Here is a 21594-nt window from a genome sequence, read left to right as displayed (position 1 = left end):
CGAGAATCGCCGTTCGCACCGAGAAGACCCGTTACGCGGGCGACTCTCGGCGCGGGCGGCGATTCTCGTCGGTCAGTGCTGCGGGCAGGTCGGCGAGGGTGGCGATTTCGATGACGCCGGCGGCGTGAGCGTCGGCCGCGTCAGTGGGGGCGGGGACGACAGCGGTGCGATTGAGCCAGACCCCCGTGAGGCCGGACCGGGCGGCGCCGATCGCGTCCGTTCGCAGGCGGTCGCCGACGTACGCCGCCTCCGACGGGTCGGCGCCGAAGACCTCGCACGCGTGCAGGAAGATGGCCGGGTCGGGCTTGACCACCCCGACCTCGCCGGATGCGATGATGCGGTCGATGCGCGCATCCAGCCCCACCGCCGTCACCTTGCGGGTCTGGTACGCGAGTTCGCCGTTGGTGACCAGTCCGAAGCGGACGCCCGGGATGCGCGCAGCCAACTCGTCGAGACACGGGATCGTGTCGTCGTGCAGCGCCCAGTTCTCCACGTACCGTTCGAAGTAGGTCGCGAACCAGACGCCCGCCGCGTCGTCATCGAGCGCGACGCCGTGCCGGGCGGCGAAGTCCTTCGCCCGCGCCCGCCGCTGACCCTCGAAGTCGAGACGTCCCGCGAGGTAGGAGTGATAGTGCGACTCCTCGAGGTCGTGCCAGAACGCGATCGTCGTCGCCGCATCCGTACCGCCGTATGGCGAGCCGAGTCGAGCGACGTGGTCGATGATGCCGTTTGCGACGGCCGCGCGGTGCGCGAAGAGGGTGTCGTCGAGGTCGAACAGCACCACTCGTGGAGGTCGCCCGATCATGTCAGCGGGCAGGGCGGAGCAACCCGACGCGGTCGTAGGCCTTCGCCAGGGTCACCTCGGCGACCTCGCTCGCGCGATCCGCGTTGGCGGCGAGGATGCGGTCGAGCTCGGCCGGGTCGTCGAGGAGTTCGAGCGTGCGCTCCCGGATCGGCCCGAACGTCGACACCACGACCTCGGCGAGACCCTTCTTGAAGTCGCCGTAGCCGCGCCCGGCGTACTCGGCTTCGACCGACTCGATGGTGCGGCCTGCGAGCACCGCGTAGATCGTGAGCAGGTTGGAGATGCCGGGTTTGTTCTCACGGTCGAAGGCAACGTGCCCGTCGGTGTCCGTCACCGCTCGCATGACCTTCTTGGCGTTCGCGGACGGCTCGTCGAGCATCCAGATCACCCCGGCGTGCGATTCGGCCGACTTGGACATCTTCGCCGTCGGGTTCTGGAGATCGTAGATCTTGGCGGTCTCTTTGAGGATCATCGCCTCTGGGACCACGAACGTCTCGCCGAAGCGGCTGTTGAACCGGGCCGCCAGGTCGCGGGTGAGTTCGACGTGCTGGCGCTGGTCGTCGCCGACCGGGACGATCTCGGCGTCGTAGAGGAGGATGTCGGCCGCCATGAGCACCGGATAGGCGAAGAGGCCGACCGAGGTCGCATCCGATCCCTGCCTGGCGGACTTGTCCTTGAACTGGGTCATCCGCGCTGCTTCTCCGAACCCGGTGATGGTGTTCAGCACCCAGGCCAGCTGGGCGTGTGCGGGCACATGCGACTGCACATACAGGGTCGACTGCGACGGATCGATGCCCGCCGCGATGTACTGGGCCGCCGTTCGCCTGGTCTGCTCGCGCAGCGCATCCGGATCCTGCGGCACCGTGATGGCGTGCAGGTCGACGACGGAGAAGAACGCGTCGTGGTCCCTCTGCAGGTCTTTCCACTGCAGGAGGGCGCCGATGTAGTTGCCGATCTGGAGCGAATCGGCTGAGGGCTGCATGCCGGAGTAGAGCCGCGGAAGGTGTGTCATGTGAACCTCGGGAGAAGAGGATCCGCCGATTCGGAGTTCAGCGGATCGATCTGATGGTGGGGGGAGTCTTTCAGAGGGCGTAGTCGACGACGACCGGAGTGTGATCGGACCATCGTTCGTCGTAGGACGACGCGCGATCGACCGAGCACTCGACGACCGTCGCCGCGAGGGCTGGGGTGGCGAGCTGGTAGTCGATGCGCCAACCGGAGTCGTTGTCGAACGCCTGGCCGCGCCAGGTCCACCAGGTGTACGGTCCGTCGATCTCGCCGGCCCAGCGGCGGCCGACATTGACCCAGCCGAGCCCGCCGCCGGCGTTGTAGTCGTCGTCACCCTCGGCGCCCAGGATGCGGTCGAAGTAGGCGCGTTCCTCCGGGAGGAAGCCGGCGCGCTTCACGTTGCCCTTCCAGTTGCGGATGTCGAGGGAGCGATGTCCGACGTTGAGGTCGCCCATGACGACGGCGTAGTCGCTGTGCTTCTGGAGCTGAGGCAGGCGTTCGAGCATCGCGTCGAGGAATCGGAACTTCTCGTCCTGCTTGGGGGAGCCGGCCTCACCCGAATGCACGTACGCGCTGACCACCGTGACGATCTTTCCGTCGACCTCGTAGTCGGCTTCGAGCCACCGGCCGGCGCTGTCGAACTCGTCCGGACCGAGGACCACGCGATGGATACTGGCCTTGGACCTGCTCGCGATGGCGACACCGGCGCGCCCCTTCGCGGTCGCCGGATCGTGGAGGATGTCCCACTCCGGCCCGAGCAGCTGCTGCACGTCTTCGGTCGACGCCCGCACCTCCTGGATCGCGAGGATGTCGACATCCCTGCTGTCGAGCCAGGCTCCCATGCCCTTGCGGTAGGCGGCCCGGATGCCGTTCGTGTTGATGGTCGCGATGCGCAGAGGTCTGGCCGGGCGGGACGAAGGCATGCAGCCAGTTTAGTGAGAACCCCCGACGCCCTCGTCGAGCACGTCGTTGAGCCTCCGCTCCGCGCGCTCGACGCGTCGCTGGGCTGCGAGACGCTCCCACCACCGCGCTCGCGCGAGTTCGTCCTTCGCGTCGTCCAGGTCGACGCGCGCGACGAGGACGCGGGCCTGGTGCTCCTGCGCAGCCTCCTCCGCGGCGCGCTGTTCCGGGGTGACGATCCGCGGCGAGATGCCCCTGTCGAACATCCCGACGGCGATCCACGACCCGGACAGGAGCATGACCCGCGAGGTGAGATTGAACCAGACCAGGAGACCGACGAAGACCGCGAAGGTGGCCAGCAGAGGGTTCTTGTTGGCCGTGCCCAGCAGGAGTCCCGCGAGGAAGCTGAGTCCCGCGAGGGCGGCCGCGCCGAGCAGGGAGCCGACGAGGAGGTTGCGCCACGGGATGACGACCCGCGACAGCACGCGGAACATCGAGCTCAGCACGACGACGTTGAGCAGGAGTGAGATCGCGATGCCCGAGAACTGCGTGATCGCTGCGGTCCAGTGCGAGTCCTGGTCGAGCCCGAACACGCGGAGGACGAAGTTCAGCGCCTCCGTGCTGACGATGGTCAGGATGCCCGACAGGATCAGAACGAACCCGAAAGCGATCGCGAGGCCCAGGTCGCGGACCTTCTGCAGAACGTAGTTGGTCGTGTCCCTCGACAGGCCGAAGATCGCCCGGACGGCCTGCCGCGTGTAGTACAGCCAGCTGATCGCGGTCCAGAGCAGGCTGATCGCGGCGATGACGCCGGTCCAGCCGAACGTCGTGGTCGTCGAGGTCAGGTCGTCCGGGTTGATAACGCCGTTCGGACCGATGAGGCCGGGGATCGCGCGATTGATGATGTCCTTGATCGCCAGGAGCAGTTCTTCGTTGCCAACGAGCCAGATGCCCGCGACGGAGAATCCGACCCAGATGGCGGCGAAGATGGCGAAGAGCGCCTGGAAGCCCATCCCCGCGGCCCGCAGGTTGCCGTCGCTGTGCGAGTAGTTGATGTAGACGCGGTACGGCTTGAACGCCTTCACCCACCGCGTGGCCCGCGAGACGCGGGCGGCCGGCTTCTCGAGCCGGGCCCTGACCGGCTCCGCGACGGTGGCGAACGTCTCCTTGACGTGCTCCTCGCCGTTGTGAAGACGCTGGCGCACCTCATCCGCACGCGAGCGGGCACGCTGCGTCTCCGGCGGCGGGCTCGTCGTCTTCTTCTCGGCCACGGCGCCAGCCTAGCGACCGGGCGCACGGGCAGTGCGTATCACCGGCTTCCCGTCGACAGCGCCGTGGCGCGGGCGTGCAGGGTCGGCCTAGAGTTGCTTCGATGGGAGGCCACATCATGCAGGTCACAGGCATCGGAGTCGGTCGGGGCGTCGCTGTGGGGCCGGTGCTGAGGATGCCCGATCCGCTGCCCGAGCCCGACGATGTCTCCTCGGATTTCGAACCCCTCCATGAGCTCGAGCGGGCGTCCGCCGCTCTCGGAGACGCGACAGACGATCTCAATCGTCTCGGCGCACGGGCCGGCGGCGATGCGAAGGATGTTCTCGAAGCCCAGGCGCTGATGGCGCAGGACCCGGCGGTGCTCGAGGACATCGAGGAACGGATCGGCAGCGGCAAGACCGCCGAGCGCGCAGTGTTCGAGGCGTTCCGCGCGTACCAGTACGTCCTCGAGTCGATGGGCGGCTACATGGCGGGCCGCGGTGCCGACCTGAAGGATGTGTCGCAGCGGGTGGTCGCGCACCTCCAGCGGGTGGCCGTGCCGGGCGTTCCCGTCTCGGACACCCCGTTCGTGCTGGTCGCGAACGATCTCGCTCCCGCCGACACCGCGCTGCTGGATCTCGACAAAGTTCTCGCCCTCGTCACCCGTGACGGCGGACCGACCTCGCACACGGCCATCCTCGCGCGGGCGAAGGGGATCGTGGCAGTCGTCGGTGCGCTCGGCGCCGACGAACTCGCGGAGGGGATGACCGTCATCGTCGACGCATCGACCGGCAACGTCGTCGTGAACCCCACCGCTGAGGCGATCGCCGCCGTCGAGGAGCAACGCTCGAAGCACGCCGAGGCCGCGCCACTCACCCCTGGTGCGCTGGCGGACGGGACGCCGGTGTCCCTCCTGGCGAACGTGGGGAAGCCGGATGATGCCCGTGAGGCCGTCGAGCTCGGCGCGGAAGGCGTCGGACTGTTCCGCACCGAGTTCCTGTTTCTCGACGCGGAGGAGGCACCCAGCGTCGCGGACCAGCGCACGCAATATCTCGCCCTGCTGAGCGCTTTCCCGGGCAAGAAGGTCGTCGTCAGGGTCCTCGATGCGGGCGCCGACAAGCCGCTCGCGTTCCTCCCGGAGGCCCACGAAGAGAATCCAGCGCTGGGGCGCCGCGGCATCCGCGCCCTCCGTGACGTGGAACAGGTGCTGAGGGACCAGCTCCAGGCTCTCGCTGACGCGTCGGCCGAGTCGGATGCGGACCTGTGGGTGATGGCGCCGATGGTGGCGGATGTGGGGGAGACCGAGTACTTCGTCGCACTCGCCCGCGAGTACGGTCTGACCACGGTCGGGATCACGGCGGAGGTGCCGGCCGCGGCCATCCTCGCGGACCAGATCGCCGAACGCACGGACTTCGTCAGCATCGGTACGAACGACCTGACGCAGTACACGATGGCGGCCGATCGCCTGCTCGGCTCCGTCGCGTCGTACCAGGACCCGTGGCACCCGGCGGTGCTGCGCATGATCAAGTCGATCGGCGACGCCGGGAGCGCCCAGGGCAAGCCGGTGGGGGTCTGCGGGGAGGCTGCAGCGGATCCGCTGCTCGCCGTGGTCCTGGTGGGCCTCGGGGCGACCGATCTCTCGATGACAGCGGCAGCGCTCGCGGATGTGCGGGCCGAACTCCGGCAGCACACGCTCGCCAGGGCGCGGGAACTGGCGGGCCTCGCCATCAACGCGACCAGCGCCGCCGACGCGCGCCGGGCCGTGGCCGCGGCGGCCACCCGGCCCTGACCGGACGCAGTCGAAACGGGAAAAGTCCGCCGATTCTCGCGAATCGAGCGGACTTTTCCCGGACTCAATGGTCCTACGGCATCTGGTCGACGCTGCGCGCAGCCCTCACGAAAGCCGCAGGAATCGGTCCACTCGACCGACTCCTACGGCTTTCCCCGCATGATGGCCTGCTTGACCTCTGCGATCGCCTGGGTGACCTGGATGCCGCGAGGGCACGCATCCGTGCAGTTGAACGTCGTGCGGCAGCGCCATACGCCCTCTTTGTCGTTGAGGATGTCGAGGCGCACCTGCGACGCGTCGTCGCGCGAATCGAAGATGAAACGGTGGGCATTGACGATCGCGGCGGGGCCGAAGTACTGGCCGTCCGTCCAGAACACCGGACACGACGACGTGCACGCGGCGCACAGGATGCACTTGGTGGTGTCGTCGAAGCGGGCGCGGTCGGTCACCGACTGGATGCGCTCCTTGCCCTCCGGGGGTGTCGAGCTCGCGATGAGGAAGGGCTGGACCTCGCGGTAGGAGGCGAAGAACGGCTCCATGTCGACGATGAGGTCCTTCTCGAGCGGGAGGCCTTTGATCGCTTCGACGTAGATCGGCTTCGAGATGTCGAGGTCTTTGATCAGGGTCTTGCAGGCCAGGCGGTTGCGGCCGTTGATGCGCATCGCATCCGAACCGCAGATGCCGTGTGCGCACGAGCGCCGGAACGTCAGCGACCCGTCCTGCTCCCACTTGATCTTGTGGAGGGCGTCGAGGATGCGGTCCGTCGGGTACATCTCGACGTCGAAGTCCTGCCAGCGCGGCTCGGTGTCGACGTCCGGGTCGAACCGGCGGATGATCAGCGTGACGGTGAAGGACTGGATCGGAGCCTCCGGTGCCGGCGGGGTCTCCAGTACGGCTGTCGACATCAGTACTTCCTCTCCATCGGCTGGTAGCGCGTGACGACGACCGGTTTCCAGTCGAGCCGGATGTGGTCGGCGGCGTCGGACGAGTGCGGGTCGCCAGACAGGTAGGCCATCGTGTGCTTCATGTACTTCTCGTCGTCGCGCTTCGGGAAGTCGTCGCGCATGTGGCCCCCACGGCTCTCCTCGCGGTTGCGCGCCGAGTAGACGACGACCTCAGCCAGGTCGAGGAGGAACCCCAGCTCGACGGCCTCGAGCAGGTCGGTGTTGTACCGCTTGCCCTTGTCCTGGACGACGATGTTGCGGTAGCGCTCGCGCAGCCGGTGGATGGTGCCCGTGACCTGCTCGAGCGACTCGTCGGTGCGGAACACCTGGGCGTTCTTGTCCATCTCGTCCTGGAGCTCTTTGCGGATGGCGGCGATGCGCTCGGTGCCGGTGCCGGAGCGCAAGCCCTCGATCAGCTCGCGGACGGCGCGTGACGGGTCTTCGGGGAGCGGGACTGCCGTGGCGGTCTTCACATACTCGACGGCGTTGTTGCCCGCGCGCTTTCCGAAGACGTTGATGTCGAGCAGCGAGTTGGTGCCGAGGCGGTTGGAACCGTGCACGGACACGCATGCGCACTCGCCCGCCGCGTAGAGTCCCGGCACGACGGTCGTGTTGTCGCGCAGCACCTCGGCGTTGTTGTTCGTCGGGATGCCGCCCATCGCGTAGTGCGCCGTCGGCATGACAGGGACGGGCTCGACGACCGGGTCCACGCCCAGGTAGGTTCGCGCGAACTCGGTGATGTCCGGCAGCTTCGTCTCGAGCACCTCGGCCCCGAGGTGGGTGCAGTCGAGGAGCACGTAGTCCTTGTGCGGCCCGGCGCCTCGGCCCTCCGCCACCTCCTGGACCATGCAGCGGGCGACGATGTCGCGCGGCGCGAGGTCTTTGATGGTCGGAGCGTAGCGCTCCATGAAGCGCTCCCCGCTGGCGTTGCGGAGAATCGCGCCCTCGCCTCGGGCGCCCTCGGTGAGCAGGATGCCGAGGCCCGCAAGACCGGTGGGGTGGAACTGGAAGAACTCCATGTCCTCGAGCGGCAGCCCCTTGCGCCAGATGATGCCGACGCCGTCACCGGTCAGGGTGTGCGCGTTCGAGGTCGTCTTGTAGATCTTGCCGAATCCGCCGGTCGCGAAGATGATCGCCTTCGAGTGGAAGACGTGGAGTTCGCCGGAGGCGAGCTCGTACGCCACGACGCCTGCGGGCTGCTGGACGCCGTCGACCTCGTTCATGATCACATCGAGCACGTAGAACTCGTTGAAGAAGTTGATGCCGAGCCGGACGCAGTTCTGGAACAGCGTCTGCAGGATCATGTGGCCGGTGCGGTCGGCCGCATAGCACGCGCGTCGTACGGGAGCCTTGCCGTGATCACGGGTGTGGCCGCCGAAGCGCCGCTGGTCGATCTTGCCCTCGGGCGTGCGGTTGAACGGAAGGCCCATGTTCTCGAGGTCGATGACCGCGTCGATGGCCTCTTTCGCCAGGATCTCAGCCGCATCCTGGTCGACGAGGTAGTCGCCGCCCTTCACTGTGTCGAAGGTGTGCCACTCCCAGCTGTCCTCTTCGACGTTGGCGAGCGCCGCGGCCATGCCGCCCTGCGCCGCGCCCGTGTGCGAGCGTGTGGGGTAGAGCTTCGAGATCACCGCTGTTCGCGCGTGAGGCCCTGCCTCGATCGCTGCGCGCATGCCTGCGCCGCCTGCGCCGACGATGACGATGTCGAACTCGTGGTAGTGGACGCCGTCGATGACGGTCGATTCGGTCGCTTCAGTTGTCACTGCTTTTCCGTATGTCGGTGGTCGGGGTGGCTGCCGATGCCGGTTACTTCACCGGGCAGAAGGACGCGACGAGGTCGGCGGGAGCGCCGGCCGGGCACGGGTCGAAGGTGAAGATGACGAGGGTTCCGAGGACCACGAGGATCACGACGGCCGCGAGGATCGCCCATTTCAGGATGCGGTTCACGAGGCGGTTGTACGCGTAGTCGTTCACCAGGGTGCGCATCCCGTTGCCGCCGTGGATGAGGGCGAGCCACAGCATCAGGAGGTCCCAGATCTGCCAGAACGGCGTCGCGTACTTGCCGCCGATGAAGGCGAAGTCGATCTGCCGGACACCCTGGCCGAGCACAAGGTTGATGAGGAGGTGACCGAAGATGAGGACGATCAGCACGAGGCCGGAGGCCCGCATGTAGATCCAGCCCCATTTCTCCCAGTTGACGCCGCCCTTGCGAGCGGGACGGGACGGAGTACGCGGGGCGTCGATGGTCGTCATGGTCAGTTGCCCCCCTCGGCGAAGATGTGCATGAGCTGCACCGGTACGAAACCGGCCATGAGCACGACCCAGATGACGATGACGATCCAGAACATGAGTTTCTGGTACTTGACGCCCTTGCTCCAGAAATCGATCAGGATGATGCGGAGTCCGTTGAACGCGTGGAACGCGATCGCACCGACGAGCGCGATCTCTCCCAGGCCGATGATCGGGTTCTTGTACGTGCCGATCACAGCGTTGTACGCCTCGGGGCTCACCCGGATGAGCGACGTGTCGAGGACGTGGACCAGAAGGAAGAAGAAGATCGCGACACCTGTGATGCGGTGAAGCACCCAGGACCACATTCCTTCGCGACCCCGATACAGCGTGCCCCCGGGCCGAGTCTTCTTCGGCTGCAGGGTTCCTGCCGCTTGATTCGACACGAACAACCCTCCCTGGTTGGAATCACGGTTGTCCGCGTGGAGAACCGGAAGAAGCGCAGAACGCGCCCGACCAGTCTATGACGGGTTCGGAGCCGGACGCTGCTTAGGCACCCCTAACTGTCTCGACGTCAAGACAGTTACGGATGCCGGCAGCCCTCGATGCTCAGAGCCAGTTGCGCCGCTTGAAGATCCAGTACAGGCTGCCGCTCAACGCGACCATGGCGAGAACTGCGAGGGGATAGCCGAGCGGCCAGTGCAGTTCGGGCATGTTGTCGAAGTTCATGCCGTAGACGCCGGCGATGAGGGTCGGCGCGAAGAGGATGGCCGCCCAGGACGACACCTTCTTGACCTCTTCTCCCTGCCGGTGGCTCGAATGCGCGAGGCGGGTCATCTCCTCGTTCTGGCGTTCCGCCACCAGGGTCGAGTTGACGGTCAGGATGTCGCGGAGCAGCTGGCGGAACCCGTCGACGCGCTCATTGACCTGGATGAGGTGGTCGGAGACATCGCGTAGAGCGCGCTGCAGCTCTTCGGTCACTCCGTACTTCGCCGAGCCGTGCTCGAGCGCGATCATCACCGTGGTCAGCGGGTGGGTGGCACGCTGGAAGTCGATGACCTCGCGTGAAAGCTCGTAGATGCGCCGGGAGACCAGCGGGTCGCCGCCGAACACCTGGCTCTCGATCTCATCGATGTCGTTGGCGAGACCGGCGACGACCGGCCCGTACCCGTCGACGACAGCGTCGATGATGGCGTAGAGGATGGCCTGTGTGCCGAGCGCGAGAAGCTCCGGCTCGCTCTCCATGCGATGCCGGACGTGCGACAGGTCCGGCGACTCACTGTGGCGGACGGTGATCACGAAGTTGGGACCGACGAAGACGTGGAGCTCGCCGAAGTCGACCTCTTCGGGGACATCCAGGTAGCTCGCGGCCTTCAGTACGACGAAGAGCACGTCGTCGTATCGCTCCAGCTTGGGACGCTGGTGGGCGATGATCGCATCCTCGACAGCCAGCTCGTGCAGGCCGAACTCGTCGGCGAGCGAGAGGAGCTCCTGCTCGGTCGGGCGGTAGAGCCCGATCCAGGCGACCCCGCCCGGGGTCGCGTCGAGGGCCTGGTAGGTCTCGGCCAGGGTCATCGGGGATGCGACGCGCCGCCCCTTCGAATAGATGGCGCTGTCGACCATGCTCCGACGCCGCTGGGTCGTCTCGGAAGCCGCATCCGTGACCGGTTCCGAAGGAGGGTCCACCCGTCGCGCTCGCTGCACGAAGGACGGCATCGGAATGCCTCGTCGTGTCGTGTTGTGGGCCATGGGTCACCTCCGTGTGGTCGTTTGGGCACGTCAACCATAGACCTCCGCGCTGGAGCTTGACCGAAAGGCTCACACCGCTGTCGTCACGGGGTCTCCGACAGCGAGCACACGACCGAGGATGACCCGTTCGTAGTGTCGGATGAGCTCGTCGCAGACCGATTCCCATGTGCGCCCGAGCACGGCTCGTCTTCCCGCCTCGCCCATGCGGCGGCGGAGCGGAGCATCCTCCACCAGGGCCGCGACGGATGCGCGGAGGTCGCGGTCGTCGGCGGGGGAGTAGAGGTAGCCGTCCACACCCGGCTCGACCAGGTCGATCGGACCGCCGGCCCGCGGTGCGACCACGGGGAGGCCGGTCGCGTGGGCTTCCTGCACGGTCTGCCCGAAGGTCTCCTCCGTGCCCGTGTGCACGAAGATGTCGAAGCTCGCGTAGGCCGCCGCCAGGTCCTGCCCTCCCAGGCGCCCGAGCATGGTCACGGGCATCCCGCGCAACTCCTTCTTCACAACGGGTACGTGCGGTCCGTCGCCGACGATGGCGACCTGGATCCCGGGTATGCCCCGGAGACTGCGGAGGCGCTCCACCTGCTTCTCGGCCGCGATCCTCCCGACGTATCCGATGACGACCTCGCCGTCCGGCGACAGGTGCTCGCGCAGCAACCGTGTGGCGGGCGCGAAACGGTTGTTGGGGTGGTAGCGAACGAGATCGACCCCGCGGCCCCAGCGGGCGAGCCGCGGGATGCCGGCGGCTTCGAGATCGGCCTGCGACGCCGAAGAGGGGACGAGCGTGAGGTCTGCTCCTTCGTGCACCCAGCGCACGAGGCGCCACGCGATGGTCGACGCCAGTCCCACCCCGTGGCGTCGGGTGTAGCCGGCCACATCCGTCTGGAAGACCGCTACTGAGGGCACGCCGAGACGATTCGCGGCTGCGATCCCCTGGGCGCCGAGGAGGAAGGGAGAGGCCGCGTGGAGCACGTCGGGCGCGAAGCGGGTGAGGATGCGCTGCACCAGCGGGTTCGGGAGACCGACCGGGAACTGGCGATAGGCGAGAGCGGGGACGGTATGCACCGGGAACCCGGCGTACTCGCGGGACGCCCCCGCATCCGGGCAGATCACGATGGCCTCGTGACCGGTCGCGGCGAGATGGTCGAGGACTTTGCAGACGCTGTTGGTGACCCCGTTGACGGTGGGGAGGAAACTCTCGGTGACGACCGCGACCCGCATAGTGCGACGCTAGGCGGGCGGGATGGCGCTCTGCTTAATGCGCAGTGAACCGCCGGCGCCGGGCATGTGGACAGTTTCCGCAGCGGATGCGGGTCCGGCGCTATCCTGACCAGATGGCTACCAGAAACCCGCCGCTGGATCGGTTCTACAGTGTCATCCCGGCCGGCGGCATCGGCTCGCGGCTGTGGCCTCTCTCCCGGGCAGATGCGCCGAAGTTCCTCCACGACCTCACGGGTTCCGGCCAGACGCTGCTGCGCGACACCTGGGACCGGCTCGTGCCGCTGTCCGGGGAGCAGCGCATCATGGTCGTCACCGGCCGGGCGCACCGGGCCGCGGTGGAGAGCCAACTGCCCGCGCTCGCCGACCACAACGTGGTGCTGGAGAGTGAACCGAGGGACTCGACGGCGGCGATCGGGCTGGCCGCAGCCATCCTCGAACGCCGGGAGCCCGGCGTGATCATCGGGTCGTTCGCGGCCGACCACGTGATTACGAACCAGCCGCTCTTCCGGCAGGCGGTGACACAGGCCGTCGCGGTGGCCGACGCCGGATACATCGCTCTCGTGGGTATCCAGCCGACCGAGCCGGCCATCGGTTTCGGGTACATCCGCTGCGGCGACGCGATCGAGATCGAGGGCGCGCCGAGCGCCATGGCCGTCGACTCCTTCAAGGAGAAGCCCGATCTGGGCACCGCCCAGTCCTATCTGTCCACCGGCGGGTACCTCTGGAACGCCAGCATGTTCATCAGTCGTGCCGACCGGCTGCTCGAAGAGATCGGGCGGTCGGAGCCCGAGTTGCTCGCAGGGCTGCTCGAGCTTGCCGAGGCGTGGGACGACCCTGCGAAACGCGGCCCCGCGGTCGACCACATCTGGCCGAACCTCAAGAAGATCGCGATCGACTATTCGGTCGCCGAGCCGGCGTCGGCAGCCGGCCGGCTTGCCGTCGTGCCCGGCTATTTCGACTGGGACGACATCGGCGACTTCGCGTCACTGGCCAAGCTCAACTCGGGCGGCCGCAAGTCCGACCTCGCCATCCTGGGCGAGAACGCGCGGGTGCTCGCCGACTCGTCGAGCGGAATCGTCGTCAGCCAGACCAAGCGCGTGATCAGCCTCATCGGGGTCAAGGACATCGTCGTCGTCGATACACCGGATGCGCTGCTGGTGACCACGAGCGAGCACGCCCAGCGGGTGAAGGCAGTGGTCGATGCCCTCAAGCTCTCCGGGTCCAGCGACGTCCTCTGATTCCGCCCCACAACAGGGTGCACGCCCTGCTCAGATGAGCACTGCGCGGGTAGGCATGTATTTGTAACGCTTACGTCAAGAACCGGTTTTCGATTCTTTGAGCATTCGTAACATTCGGTAACGTGAACCACATCGGCCTCGCCCGCAGGCCGGCATTCCTTGGAGGACATCTTGACAATCACAGCCCGAAAGGCCGGTCTGACCGGTCTTGCGGCGATCGGCGCCCTGGCGCTCCTCGCCGGGTGCGCGTCCGCGCCATCCACCAGCAGCACCACCGCAGCCAAGAGCAACTTCCTGCCCTGCATGGTCTCGGACGCCGGCGGCTTCGACGACCACTCGTTCAACCAGTCCAGCTACGAGGGCCTCACCAGCGCAGCCAAAGACCTCGGCATCGACTACAAGAAGGCCGAGTCGAAGAACGCCAACGACTACGCCCCGAACATCCAGAGCATGGTCGACCAGAACTGCAGCCTGATCATCTCGGTCGGCTTCAACCTGAAGGACGCGACGGAGAAGGCCGCCAAGGCCAACCCGGACATCAAGTTCGCCACGGTCGACGACAACGAGATCAACCTGCCCAACGTGCGGCCGATCATCTTCGACACCGCACAGGCTGCCTTCCTCGGCGGCTACGCGGCTGCGAGCTTCTCGAAGACCGGCAAGGTCGGCACCTTCGGCGGCATGCAGTTCCCGACCGTCACCATCTTCATGGACGGCTTCGCTGACGGCGTGAAGTACTACAACGACCAGAAGGGCAAGAACGTCCAGGTCGTCGGTTGGAACGTCGCCTCGCAGAAGGGCTCCTTCACCGGTGGCTTCGACGCGAACGACACGGCCAAGCAGACCGCCCAGGGCATCCTCGACCAGGGCGTCGACGTTCTCATGCCGGTCGGTGGCCCGATCTACCAGAGCGCAGCACAGGCCATCCGCGACTCCGGCAAGAGCATCGCCCTCATGGGCGTCGACACGGACGTGTTCGTCTCCGACCCGAGCGTGAAGGACCTGCTCCTCACCTCGGTCATGAAGGGTCTGAACAGCGCTACCGCAGCCGTCGTCAAGGACGCGGCCGGTGGCAAGTTCACCAACACGCCGTACGTCGGAACGCTGAAGAACAACGGCGTCGGCCTGGCCCCGTTCCACAACTTCGAGTCGAAGGTCGACCCCGCCCTCCAGGGTGAGCTCGACAAGATCAAGGCCGGCATCATCGACGGCTCGATCAAGGTCACGTCGCCTTCGTCGCCGAAGCAGCCGTAGAACCACTAACACCGGTCGGGGAGGTCAGCATCGCTGGCCTCCCCGTTCCGTTTCCGCGGTGTCGATGCTGGGCGGGTCGCCCGGCCGCCGTGCTCAATTGAGCGCACACTGACATATGTGCAATGGGTAGTGTGAAGACGCGCACTGTGGCGTTTCGTCGTCGTGCGATTCGCTCACCCGGGCGAGTAGAGAAGGAACCCACCCGTATGAAGCTCGAACTTCGCGGCATCACGAAACGATTCGGTGCCCTCGTCGCAAACGACCACATCGATCTCACGGTAGAACCCGGCGAGATCCATTGCCTTCTCGGTGAGAACGGCGCAGGCAAATCCACCCTCATGAACGTGCTCTACGGTCTGTACCAGGCCGAGGAGGGCGACATCCTGCTCGATGACGTCGTCCAGCACTTCAGCGGCCCTGGCGACGCGATGAAGGCGGGTATCGGCATGGTGCACCAGCACTTCATGCTCATCCCGGTGTTCACGGTCGCCGAGAACGTGATGCTCGGCCACGAGGAGACGAAGTTCGGTGGCCGGCTCGACCTGGCCGCCGCGCGCACGCGGGTTCGTGAGATTTCCGCCCGATTCGGATTCCATGTCGATCCGGACGCGATCGTCGAGGACCTGCCGGTCGGCGTCCAGCAGCGCGTCGAGATCATCAAGGCGCTGTCCCGGGATGCGAAAGTGCTCGTCTTCGATGAGCCGACCGCGGTGCTGACTCCGCAGGAGACCGACGAGCTGATGGTGATCATGCGCCAGCTCAAGGAGCAGGGAACGGGAATCGTCTTCATCACCCATAAGCTCCGCGAGGTCCGCGAGGTCGCGGACCGGATCACGGTCATCCGCCTCGGCAAGGTCGTCGGGGAGGTCGCCCCGACGGCCACCAACACCGAGATGGCGTCGATGATGGTGGGCCGTCCTGTCGAGCTCACCGTGCACAAGGAGCCCGCCACGCCCGGCGAAGCGGCGCTCGTGGTCGACGACCTCTCGGTGATCGACCCGCTCGGACAGCTGGTCGTCAACCGGGTCAGCTTCGAGGTCAGGGCGGGCGAGATCCTCGCGATCGCCGGGGTTCAGGGCAACGGCCAGACCGAGCTCACCGAGGCCCTTCTCGGCCTCCAGCCGCGTGTCACCGGCACGATCGCACTCGACGGCAAGCCGCTGACCGGACTCAGCGTGCGGCGGGTCATCGACAGCGGTGTCGGGTTCGTGCCTGAGGACCGCAACGAAGATGGACTCGTCGGCGAATTCACGATCGCAGAGAACCTGATGCTCGACCGGTCCACGGGCGCACCGTTCGTCAAGGGCGGCAACCTTCAGCTCGGCTATCTCGCCGAGTTCGCCGATGAAAAGGTGCGCGAGTTCGACGTGCGGTCTCAGGGCATCGAGACCAAGGTCGGTGCGCTCTCCGGAGGAAACCAGCAGAAGGTGGTTCTCGCGCGCGAGCTCAGCCGCGAGCTGCGACTCTTCGTGGCAGCGCAACCCACCCGCGGACTCGACGTCGGATCGATCGAGTTCGTGCACAAGCGCATCGTCGCCACACGCGACGCCGGACTGCCGGTGATCGTGGTGTCGACCGAGCTCGACGAGGTCGAAGCACTCGCAGACAGGATCGCCGTGATGTACCGCGGTGGAATCGTCGGAATCGTTCCGGGAGGCACCTCGCGTGAGGTACTCGGTCTCATGATGGCCGGCGAGCACCCGGCCGGGGCGGAGGCAGCAGCATGAGCCAGGTCGACACCGCGCCGAAGACGACCGGCGCTCCGGCCATCGAGCCGCCGTCGCGGTGGCAGGTCGCTCTTCGCGACATCCTCGGCGGCAGCGTGATCATCTCGATCCTCGCGGTCGTCATCGCCCTTGTCATCGGCGCCATCCTCATCGCCGTGACCGACCCGGGAGTGCAGGCGGCTTCCGCCTACTTCTTCTCGCGGCCGACGGACACGTTACAGGCGATCTGGACCTCGGTCTCGAGTGCATACGTCTCGCTCTTCCAGGGCTCGATCTACAACTTCGGGCGCCCGACCTTCGCCGCAGGTATCCGCCCGCTGACCGAGTCGCTGACCTTCGCGACGCCGCTCATCGCCGGTGGTCTCGGCGTCGGGCTGGCGTTCCGGGTCGGGATGTTCAACATCGGTGGTCGAGGTCAGATCCTGATCGCGGCCGGCGTCGCCGGCTGGGTCGGCTGGTCGTTCAACCTTCCGCCGGTCATCCACCTGATCGTCGCCATCCTCGCCGGCCTCGCCGGCGGGGCGCTGTGGGGCGGCATCGCAGGACTGCTCAAGGCGCGAACGGGTGCGCACGAGGTCATCGTGACGATCATGCTCAACTACGTCGCGTTCTATCTGATCTCCTACTTCCTCCGCACCCCCGGCCTGTTCCAGGCTCCGGGATCGAACAACCCGAAGTCGCCGCCGATCCACCCGAACGCCATCCTGCCGCCGATGTTCGGGGACCAGTACAACCTGACCTGGGCGTTCATCATCGTGATCGGCCTGACCGTCCTGGTCTGGTGGATCCTCAACCGTTCGTCGCTCGGTTTCCGCTTCCGTGCGGTCGGCGAGAACCCGAACGCAGCACGCGTCGCGGGAATCGACGTCAAGAACGTCTACTTCGTGGCGATGTTGATGTCGGGCGCCCTGGTCGGCTTCGCGGGAATCAACCAGGCACTCGGCACCTTCCCGCAAGGCATCACCGCCGACCTGGACGCGAGCATCGGCTTCGACGCGATCACGGTCGCGCTCCTCGGGCGTTCCCGCCCGGGCGGCATCTTCATCGCCGGCCTGCTGTTCGGTGCGCTCAAGGCCGGGTCGTTCACGATGCAGGCCGCCAACAACATCCCGATCGACATCGTTCTCGTCGTCCAGTCCCTCATCGTGCTGTTCATCGCGGCTCCACCACTGGTTCGCGCGATCTTCCGCCTGCCGACGCCGGGGACCGAGCCCAAGAGACAGCGACCCATCGTCACGAAGGAGGTGGCGGCGAAATGAGCGCAGCAACCACGACCGCTCCCATGGATGCCGGCCCCATCGTCCTCGAGAAGACGCAGATCAAGAGCTGGAAGGCCCCGATCGCCCTCGGCGTCTTCGCCATCATCGGCATCATCCTGTTCATCGGACTGCCCCGCGAGGGCAGCAGCAGCTTCCGGTTCACCGAGCCGGGGGATGTCATCACGCTGACGGTGCTCACGGTGCCGACCCACGCGACCGGCGTCGTCGTGGCGATCCTGCTCGTCCTCCTCGCGGCGGTCAGCTGGTATCTGGTGTGGAGGGGCGGCCGATCGCCGCTCTGGCTCGCGATCGTGTTCGCGGTCATCTTCATGTTCGGGTTCCTCACCTGGGCCGCCGCAGGTCACACCGTGCCCTTCACCGGCCTCCTGCTCGGCAGCGTGAGCCTTTCCGTTCCGCTCGTCTTCGGCGCCCTGGGCGGCGTCATTTCCGAGCGCGGCGGCGTGGTCAACGTCGCGATCGAAGGTCAGTTACTGGCGGGCGCTTTCGCCGCTGCGGTCATCGCTTCCGCGACGCGCAACGTCTTCGCTGGGCTGATCGGCGCCATGGTCGCCGGGGTACTGGTCTCCTTCGTGTTGGGCGCGTTCGCGATCAAGTACCTGGTCGACCAGGTGATCGTCGGTGTCGTCCTGAACGTCCTCGTCACCGGGCTCACAAGCTTCCTGTTCTCGCAGGTGCTCTCGGCGAATCCGACGCTGCTCAACGCGCCGCCCAGGCTCGGCCGTGTCCCGATTCCGCTGTTGAGCGACATCCCCATCGTCGGTCCAGTGCTGTTCAACCAGTCACTGATCGTCTACCTGATGTACATCGCGATCTTCGCGGTCTGGTTCGGCCTCTTCCACACCCGGTGGGGCCTGCGCCTCCGCTCGGTCGGCGAGCACCCGCGAGCGGCGGACACGGTCGGCATCAACGTGACGGGGACCCGCTTCTGGAACGTATCGCTCGCAGGTGCGGTGGCCGGTCTCGGTGGCGCGTACTTCACGCTCGTCTCGGCGCCGGGCTTCGGCAAGGAGATGACCGCGGGCGCGGGCTTCATCGCTCTCGCAGCGGTGATCTTCGGTCGCTGGGACCCGATCCGGGCGACCCTCGCGGCATTGCTGTTCGGCTTCGCCTCCTACCTGCAGACCACCCTCGGGATCATCGGTTCGCCCGTGCCCAGCGAATTCATGCTGATGCTTCCGTACGTCGTGACGATCTTCGCTGTCGCCGGGCTCGTGGGCGTCTCCAGGGCGCCGGCGGCCGACGGCAAGCCGTACATCAAATAGGGGAGCGCATGACCGACCAGACCATCGACTGGGATGCGCTCCGCGAGGCCGCTCGCAACGCGATGACCCGCGCCTACGCGCCGTATTCGAATTTCCCGGTCGGCGCAGCGGCGCTCGTCGATGACGGCCGCATCGTGAGCGGATGCAACGTGGAGAACGCCAGCTACGGCGTGACACTCTGCGCCGAATGCGGTCTCGTCTCGTCCCTCCACCTGAGTGGAGGCGGCCACCTGGTCGCCTTCACCTGCGTCGACGGACACGGAAACATCCTGATGCCGTGCGGCCGCTGCCGGCAGCTGCTCTACGAGCACTCGGCAGACGGGATGCTGCTTCAGACCGTCTCCGGCATCCGCACGATCGACGACGTGCTCCCCGACGCGTTCGGGCCGCGCACACTCACCGAATACAAGGGACAGGACTAGATGAGCACCAGCGCCACCTCCGGCGGGGTCGAGGCGTTCGACGCCGTCGACCTGATCCACGCCAAGCGCGACAAGGGCGAACTGTCCACGGCGCAGATCGACTGGCTGATCGACGCGTACACCCGCGGCTATGTCGCCGACGAGCAGATGTCCGCGATGACCATGGCCATCTTCCTGAATGGGATGACGCGGCGTGAGATCCGAGACATGACGATGGCCATGATCGCCAGTGGCGAACGGATGTCGTTCGAGGGTCTCGGCAAGCCGACCACCGACAAGCACTCCACCGGCGGCGTGGGCGACAAGATCACCCTCCCGCTGATGCCTCTCGTCGCCGTGTTCGATGTCGCCGTGCCGCAGCTCTCCGGCCGCGGGCTCGGCCACACCGGAGGCACTCTCGACAAGCTCGAGAGCATCCCCGGCTGGCGCGCCGACCTCACCAACCAGGAGATGTTCGACCAGCTGCGCGAGACGGGCGGCGTGATCTGTGCCGCCGGCAGCGGGCTCGCGCCGGCCGACGGCAAGCTGTACGCGCTCCGCGATATCACCGGCACCGTCGAGGCCATCCCGCTGATCGCGTCGTCGATCATGAGCAAGAAGATCGCGGAGGGCACGGGCGCGCTCGTGCTCGATGTGAAGTTCGGATCCGGTGCGTTCCTCAAGGACATCGAGCGGTCGCGTGAGCTCGCGCGTACGATGGTCGATCTCGGGCGGGATGCGGGTGTCGCCACCTCAGCGCTCCTCACGAACATGAACGTCCCTCTCGGCCTCGCCATCGGCAATGCCAACGAGGTGCGCGAGTCCGTCGAGGTCCTGGCCGGCGGCGGGCCTTCCGACATCGTCGAACTGACCGTGGCACTCGCGCGCGAGATGCTCGCCCTCGTCGGCAAGACCGATGTCGACGTGGAAGCGGCATTGAAGGACGGCCGCGCGATGGACAAATGGCGCGAGGTGATCCGTGCCCAGGGCGGCGACCCCGATGCGCCGCTTCCGGTGGCGAAGGAGACCCACACGGTGGTCGCAGACAGGGACGGGGTGCTCGTCGAGCAGCAGGCCCTGCCGTTCGGGATCGGGGCGTGGCGACTGGGAGCGGGGCGCGCCCGCAAACAGGATCCGGTGCAGCATGCCGCGGGGATCGACCTGCACGCCAAGCCCGGTGACACGGTGCGCGCGGGACAGCCGTTGTTCACGCTGTCGGCGGACGAGCCGGCGCGTTTCGAACGCGCGCTCGAGGCCATCGACGGGGCCTGGCGGATCGGCGACCCTGGCGAACCCGTCCTCGACGGCGGCCCCCTCATCGCCGACCGGATCGCGTAGCCGCCTCGGGCACCTGCGCCCCAGTGCGCCTGCGCCCCGCGCCCCATACCGATTGGTTGCCAATCTTTTGGCAACCAATCGCATCCCTCCGCAGTCTTTTGGCAACCAATCCGTGACCGTGCGACCGACGCGACCCATTCGGGCGGTTGGTTGCCAATGATTTGGCCACCAACCGAATTGGTAGCCAATCTTTTGGCAATCAATCTGCGTGCAGTCCGCCGCGCTCAGACAACGCGCGCCAGGTCTGCGCGCACGCGGCGTCGAGGGTCGTGTGCTTGTCGACCCGGATCGTGAGCCATCCCTCGGCGGCGATACGATTCAGGCGCACCACGTCGCGCGCGTACTGCTTGTCGTCGGTGCGATGCTGCTCTCCGTCGTACTCGACGAGCACCTTCGACGAGGGATAGACCAGGTCGCCGATGGCTATGCGGTTTCCGCTCGCGTCGACGATGGGCACGTTCACCTCCGGCTCCGGCAGACCGGACCGGAGGAGCGCGAGCCGAAGGTAGGTCTCTCGAGGCGACTCCACGCGGTCTCGGATGAGGCTCAAGGCCTTGCGCAGGCGGCGGCAACCCGGCGCCTGCCCGAACGCCGCTACGGTCTCCGCGATTTCGGCGCGTTCAGCGACCGCGTGAGGTCGCCCGAGAAGCCTGTCACCCGCGGCTATGAGCTCGTCGAGGGTGAGCACTGGCGCAAGCTGGCACCAGGCGAGCGCTGCGCTCACCACGCGGAGTCCGGCCAGTTCGACGACAGATACCCGGGTGCGACTGGCCGAGTGCCCGATGACGCCGACCATCCGTGGCGGGCGAACGGGCGCGAACGCGGAGACGTGCAGTCCGTCATCCTGGTGGGTGCGCGTCGGGAGCGGTAGGCCGTGTAAGCGTGCCGCGGTGGAGTGGCTGAAGAACTGGTCCGGTTTCAACCGGGCGGAGAGTGCCACGCACCTCCGTTGGAGGTCGCGCGGCCATCGTGCGTCGACACGTACGCCATGAAAGGGTCTTGCCAGGTCGGGGGAGAAGGTCTGGTGGGCCGGGACACCCGCGGCGATTGCGTCGGTGACGGTGAACGGACCTCTTCTGAGTTCGGCGGGGAGGGGAACGCGACGTGACATGACGGCAGCATTGCGGTCGCTGTGAGCTGCTGCCGGCCATCAACGTCGATCTGTGGACAGGCAAGGTGCCCGCGCGAGCTGTGGATACCTATA

19 protein-coding genes are annotated in these 21594 nt (G+C 66.9%); 8 read left to right on the top strand and 11 right to left on the bottom strand.

All coding sequences use genetic code 11. The annotated features are described in order from the left end of the window. Positions 1-31 precede the first annotated feature (31 nt). The 4 genes from ACV7NN_RS05965 to ACV7NN_RS05950 form a co-directional block, all read right to left on the bottom strand. Positions 32-784, bottom strand: a complete 753-nt coding sequence (locus ACV7NN_RS05965) for an HAD family hydrolase (protein ID WP_463348660.1) — start codon at positions 782-784, stop codon at positions 32-34. Between the two features lie 22 nt (positions 785-806). Then, positions 807-1817, bottom strand: a complete 1011-nt coding sequence (gene trpS / locus ACV7NN_RS05960) for a tryptophan--tRNA ligase (RefSeq protein WP_463348659.1) — start codon at positions 1815-1817, stop codon at positions 807-809. A gap of 70 nt (positions 1818-1887) precedes the next feature. Further along, positions 1888-2736, bottom strand: coding sequence for an exodeoxyribonuclease III (locus tag ACV7NN_RS05955; protein ID WP_463348658.1), 849 nt, complete (start codon positions 2734-2736; stop codon positions 1888-1890). A gap of 9 nt (positions 2737-2745) precedes the next feature. Further along, entirely contained in the window at positions 2746-3984 is a 1239-nt protein-coding gene (locus tag ACV7NN_RS05950) for a YihY/virulence factor BrkB family protein (RefSeq protein ID WP_463348657.1), read from the bottom strand. Between the two features lie 101 nt (positions 3985-4085). On the opposite strand from ACV7NN_RS05950, the gene ptsP reads away from it, so the two are divergent. Then, positions 4086-5750, top strand: coding sequence for a phosphoenolpyruvate--protein phosphotransferase (gene ptsP, locus ACV7NN_RS05945; protein WP_463348656.1), 1665 nt, complete (start codon positions 4086-4088; stop codon positions 5748-5750). Between the two features lie 143 nt (positions 5751-5893). On the opposite strand, the gene ACV7NN_RS05940 is transcribed toward ptsP, so the two are convergent. From ACV7NN_RS05940 to ACV7NN_RS05915, 6 genes are all read right to left on the bottom strand, one after another. Beyond that, positions 5894-6655: a succinate dehydrogenase iron-sulfur subunit gene (locus ACV7NN_RS05940; RefSeq protein ID WP_463348655.1), complete on the bottom strand. Its 762-nt coding sequence runs from the start codon at positions 6653-6655 to the stop codon at positions 5894-5896. After that, positions 6655-8457, bottom strand: a complete 1803-nt coding sequence (sdhA, locus tag ACV7NN_RS05935) for a succinate dehydrogenase flavoprotein subunit (protein WP_463348654.1) — start codon at positions 8455-8457, stop codon at positions 6655-6657. Before sdhA ends, ACV7NN_RS05940 begins: the two co-directional genes overlap by 1 nt. Before the next feature lie 43 nt (positions 8458-8500). Next, complete coding sequence (locus ACV7NN_RS05930) at positions 8501-8947, bottom strand: succinate dehydrogenase hydrophobic membrane anchor subunit (RefSeq protein WP_463348653.1); 447 nt, start codon at positions 8945-8947, stop codon at positions 8501-8503. Between the two features lie 2 nt (positions 8948-8949). Continuing rightward, the gene (sdhC, locus tag ACV7NN_RS05925; RefSeq protein WP_463348652.1) at positions 8950-9369 is read right to left on the bottom strand and encodes a succinate dehydrogenase, cytochrome b556 subunit; all 420 of its coding nucleotides are present in this window, start codon (positions 9367-9369) and stop codon (positions 8950-8952) included. A 163-nt stretch (positions 9370-9532) separates the two neighbouring features. Further along, entirely contained in the window at positions 9533-10672 is a 1140-nt protein-coding gene (locus ACV7NN_RS05920; RefSeq protein WP_463348651.1) for a magnesium and cobalt transport protein CorA, read from the bottom strand. Between the two features lie 69 nt (positions 10673-10741). Beyond that, positions 10742-11890: a glycosyltransferase family 4 protein gene (locus ACV7NN_RS05915; protein WP_463348650.1), complete on the bottom strand. Its 1149-nt coding sequence runs from the start codon at positions 11888-11890 to the stop codon at positions 10742-10744. Between the two features lie 113 nt (positions 11891-12003). On the opposite strand from ACV7NN_RS05915, the gene ACV7NN_RS05910 reads away from it, so the two are divergent. From ACV7NN_RS05910 to ACV7NN_RS05880, 7 genes are all read left to right on the top strand, one after another. After that, positions 12004-13128: a mannose-1-phosphate guanylyltransferase gene (locus ACV7NN_RS05910; RefSeq protein ID WP_463348649.1), complete on the top strand. Its 1125-nt coding sequence runs from the start codon at positions 12004-12006 to the stop codon at positions 13126-13128. 171 nt (positions 13129-13299) lie between these two features. Further along, positions 13300-14382 carry a BMP family lipoprotein gene (locus ACV7NN_RS05905; RefSeq protein WP_463348648.1) on the top strand — a complete coding sequence of 361 codons (1083 nt, stop codon included), beginning with the start codon at positions 13300-13302 and terminating at the stop codon, positions 14380-14382. Between the two features lie 206 nt (positions 14383-14588). Further along, positions 14589-16109, top strand: a complete 1521-nt coding sequence (locus tag ACV7NN_RS05900; protein WP_463348647.1) for an ABC transporter ATP-binding protein — start codon at positions 14589-14591, stop codon at positions 16107-16109. Next, a complete protein-coding gene (locus ACV7NN_RS05895) occupies positions 16106-17368 on the top strand; it encodes an ABC transporter permease (protein ID WP_463348646.1) in 1263 nt (420 codons plus the stop codon). Before ACV7NN_RS05900 ends, ACV7NN_RS05895 begins: the two co-directional genes overlap by 4 nt. Next, positions 17365-18651, top strand: a complete 1287-nt coding sequence (locus tag ACV7NN_RS05890; RefSeq protein ID WP_463348645.1) for an ABC transporter permease — start codon at positions 17365-17367, stop codon at positions 18649-18651. The genes ACV7NN_RS05895 and ACV7NN_RS05890 overlap by 4 nt, the downstream gene beginning before the upstream one ends. A gap of 8 nt (positions 18652-18659) precedes the next feature. Next, positions 18660-19073 carry a cytidine deaminase gene (locus tag ACV7NN_RS05885; RefSeq protein WP_463348644.1) on the top strand — a complete coding sequence of 138 codons (414 nt, stop codon included), beginning with the start codon at positions 18660-18662 and terminating at the stop codon, positions 19071-19073. Further along, positions 19074-20390 carry a thymidine phosphorylase gene (locus ACV7NN_RS05880; RefSeq protein ID WP_463348643.1) on the top strand — a complete coding sequence of 439 codons (1317 nt, stop codon included), beginning with the start codon at positions 19074-19076 and terminating at the stop codon, positions 20388-20390. A 199-nt stretch (positions 20391-20589) separates the two neighbouring features. On the opposite strand, the gene ACV7NN_RS05875 is transcribed toward ACV7NN_RS05880, so the two are convergent. Next, on the bottom strand, positions 20590-21330 hold the full coding sequence (locus ACV7NN_RS05875) for a hypothetical protein (RefSeq protein WP_463348642.1): 741 nt from the start codon (positions 21328-21330) through the stop codon (positions 20590-20592). Between the last annotated feature and the right edge of the window lie 264 nt (positions 21331-21594).

Source organism: Leifsonia sp. Ger2509, assembly GCF_055231915.1.
Note: the sequence above shows the minus strand (reverse complement) of the source record. Positions and strands in the feature narration are given on the sequence as shown.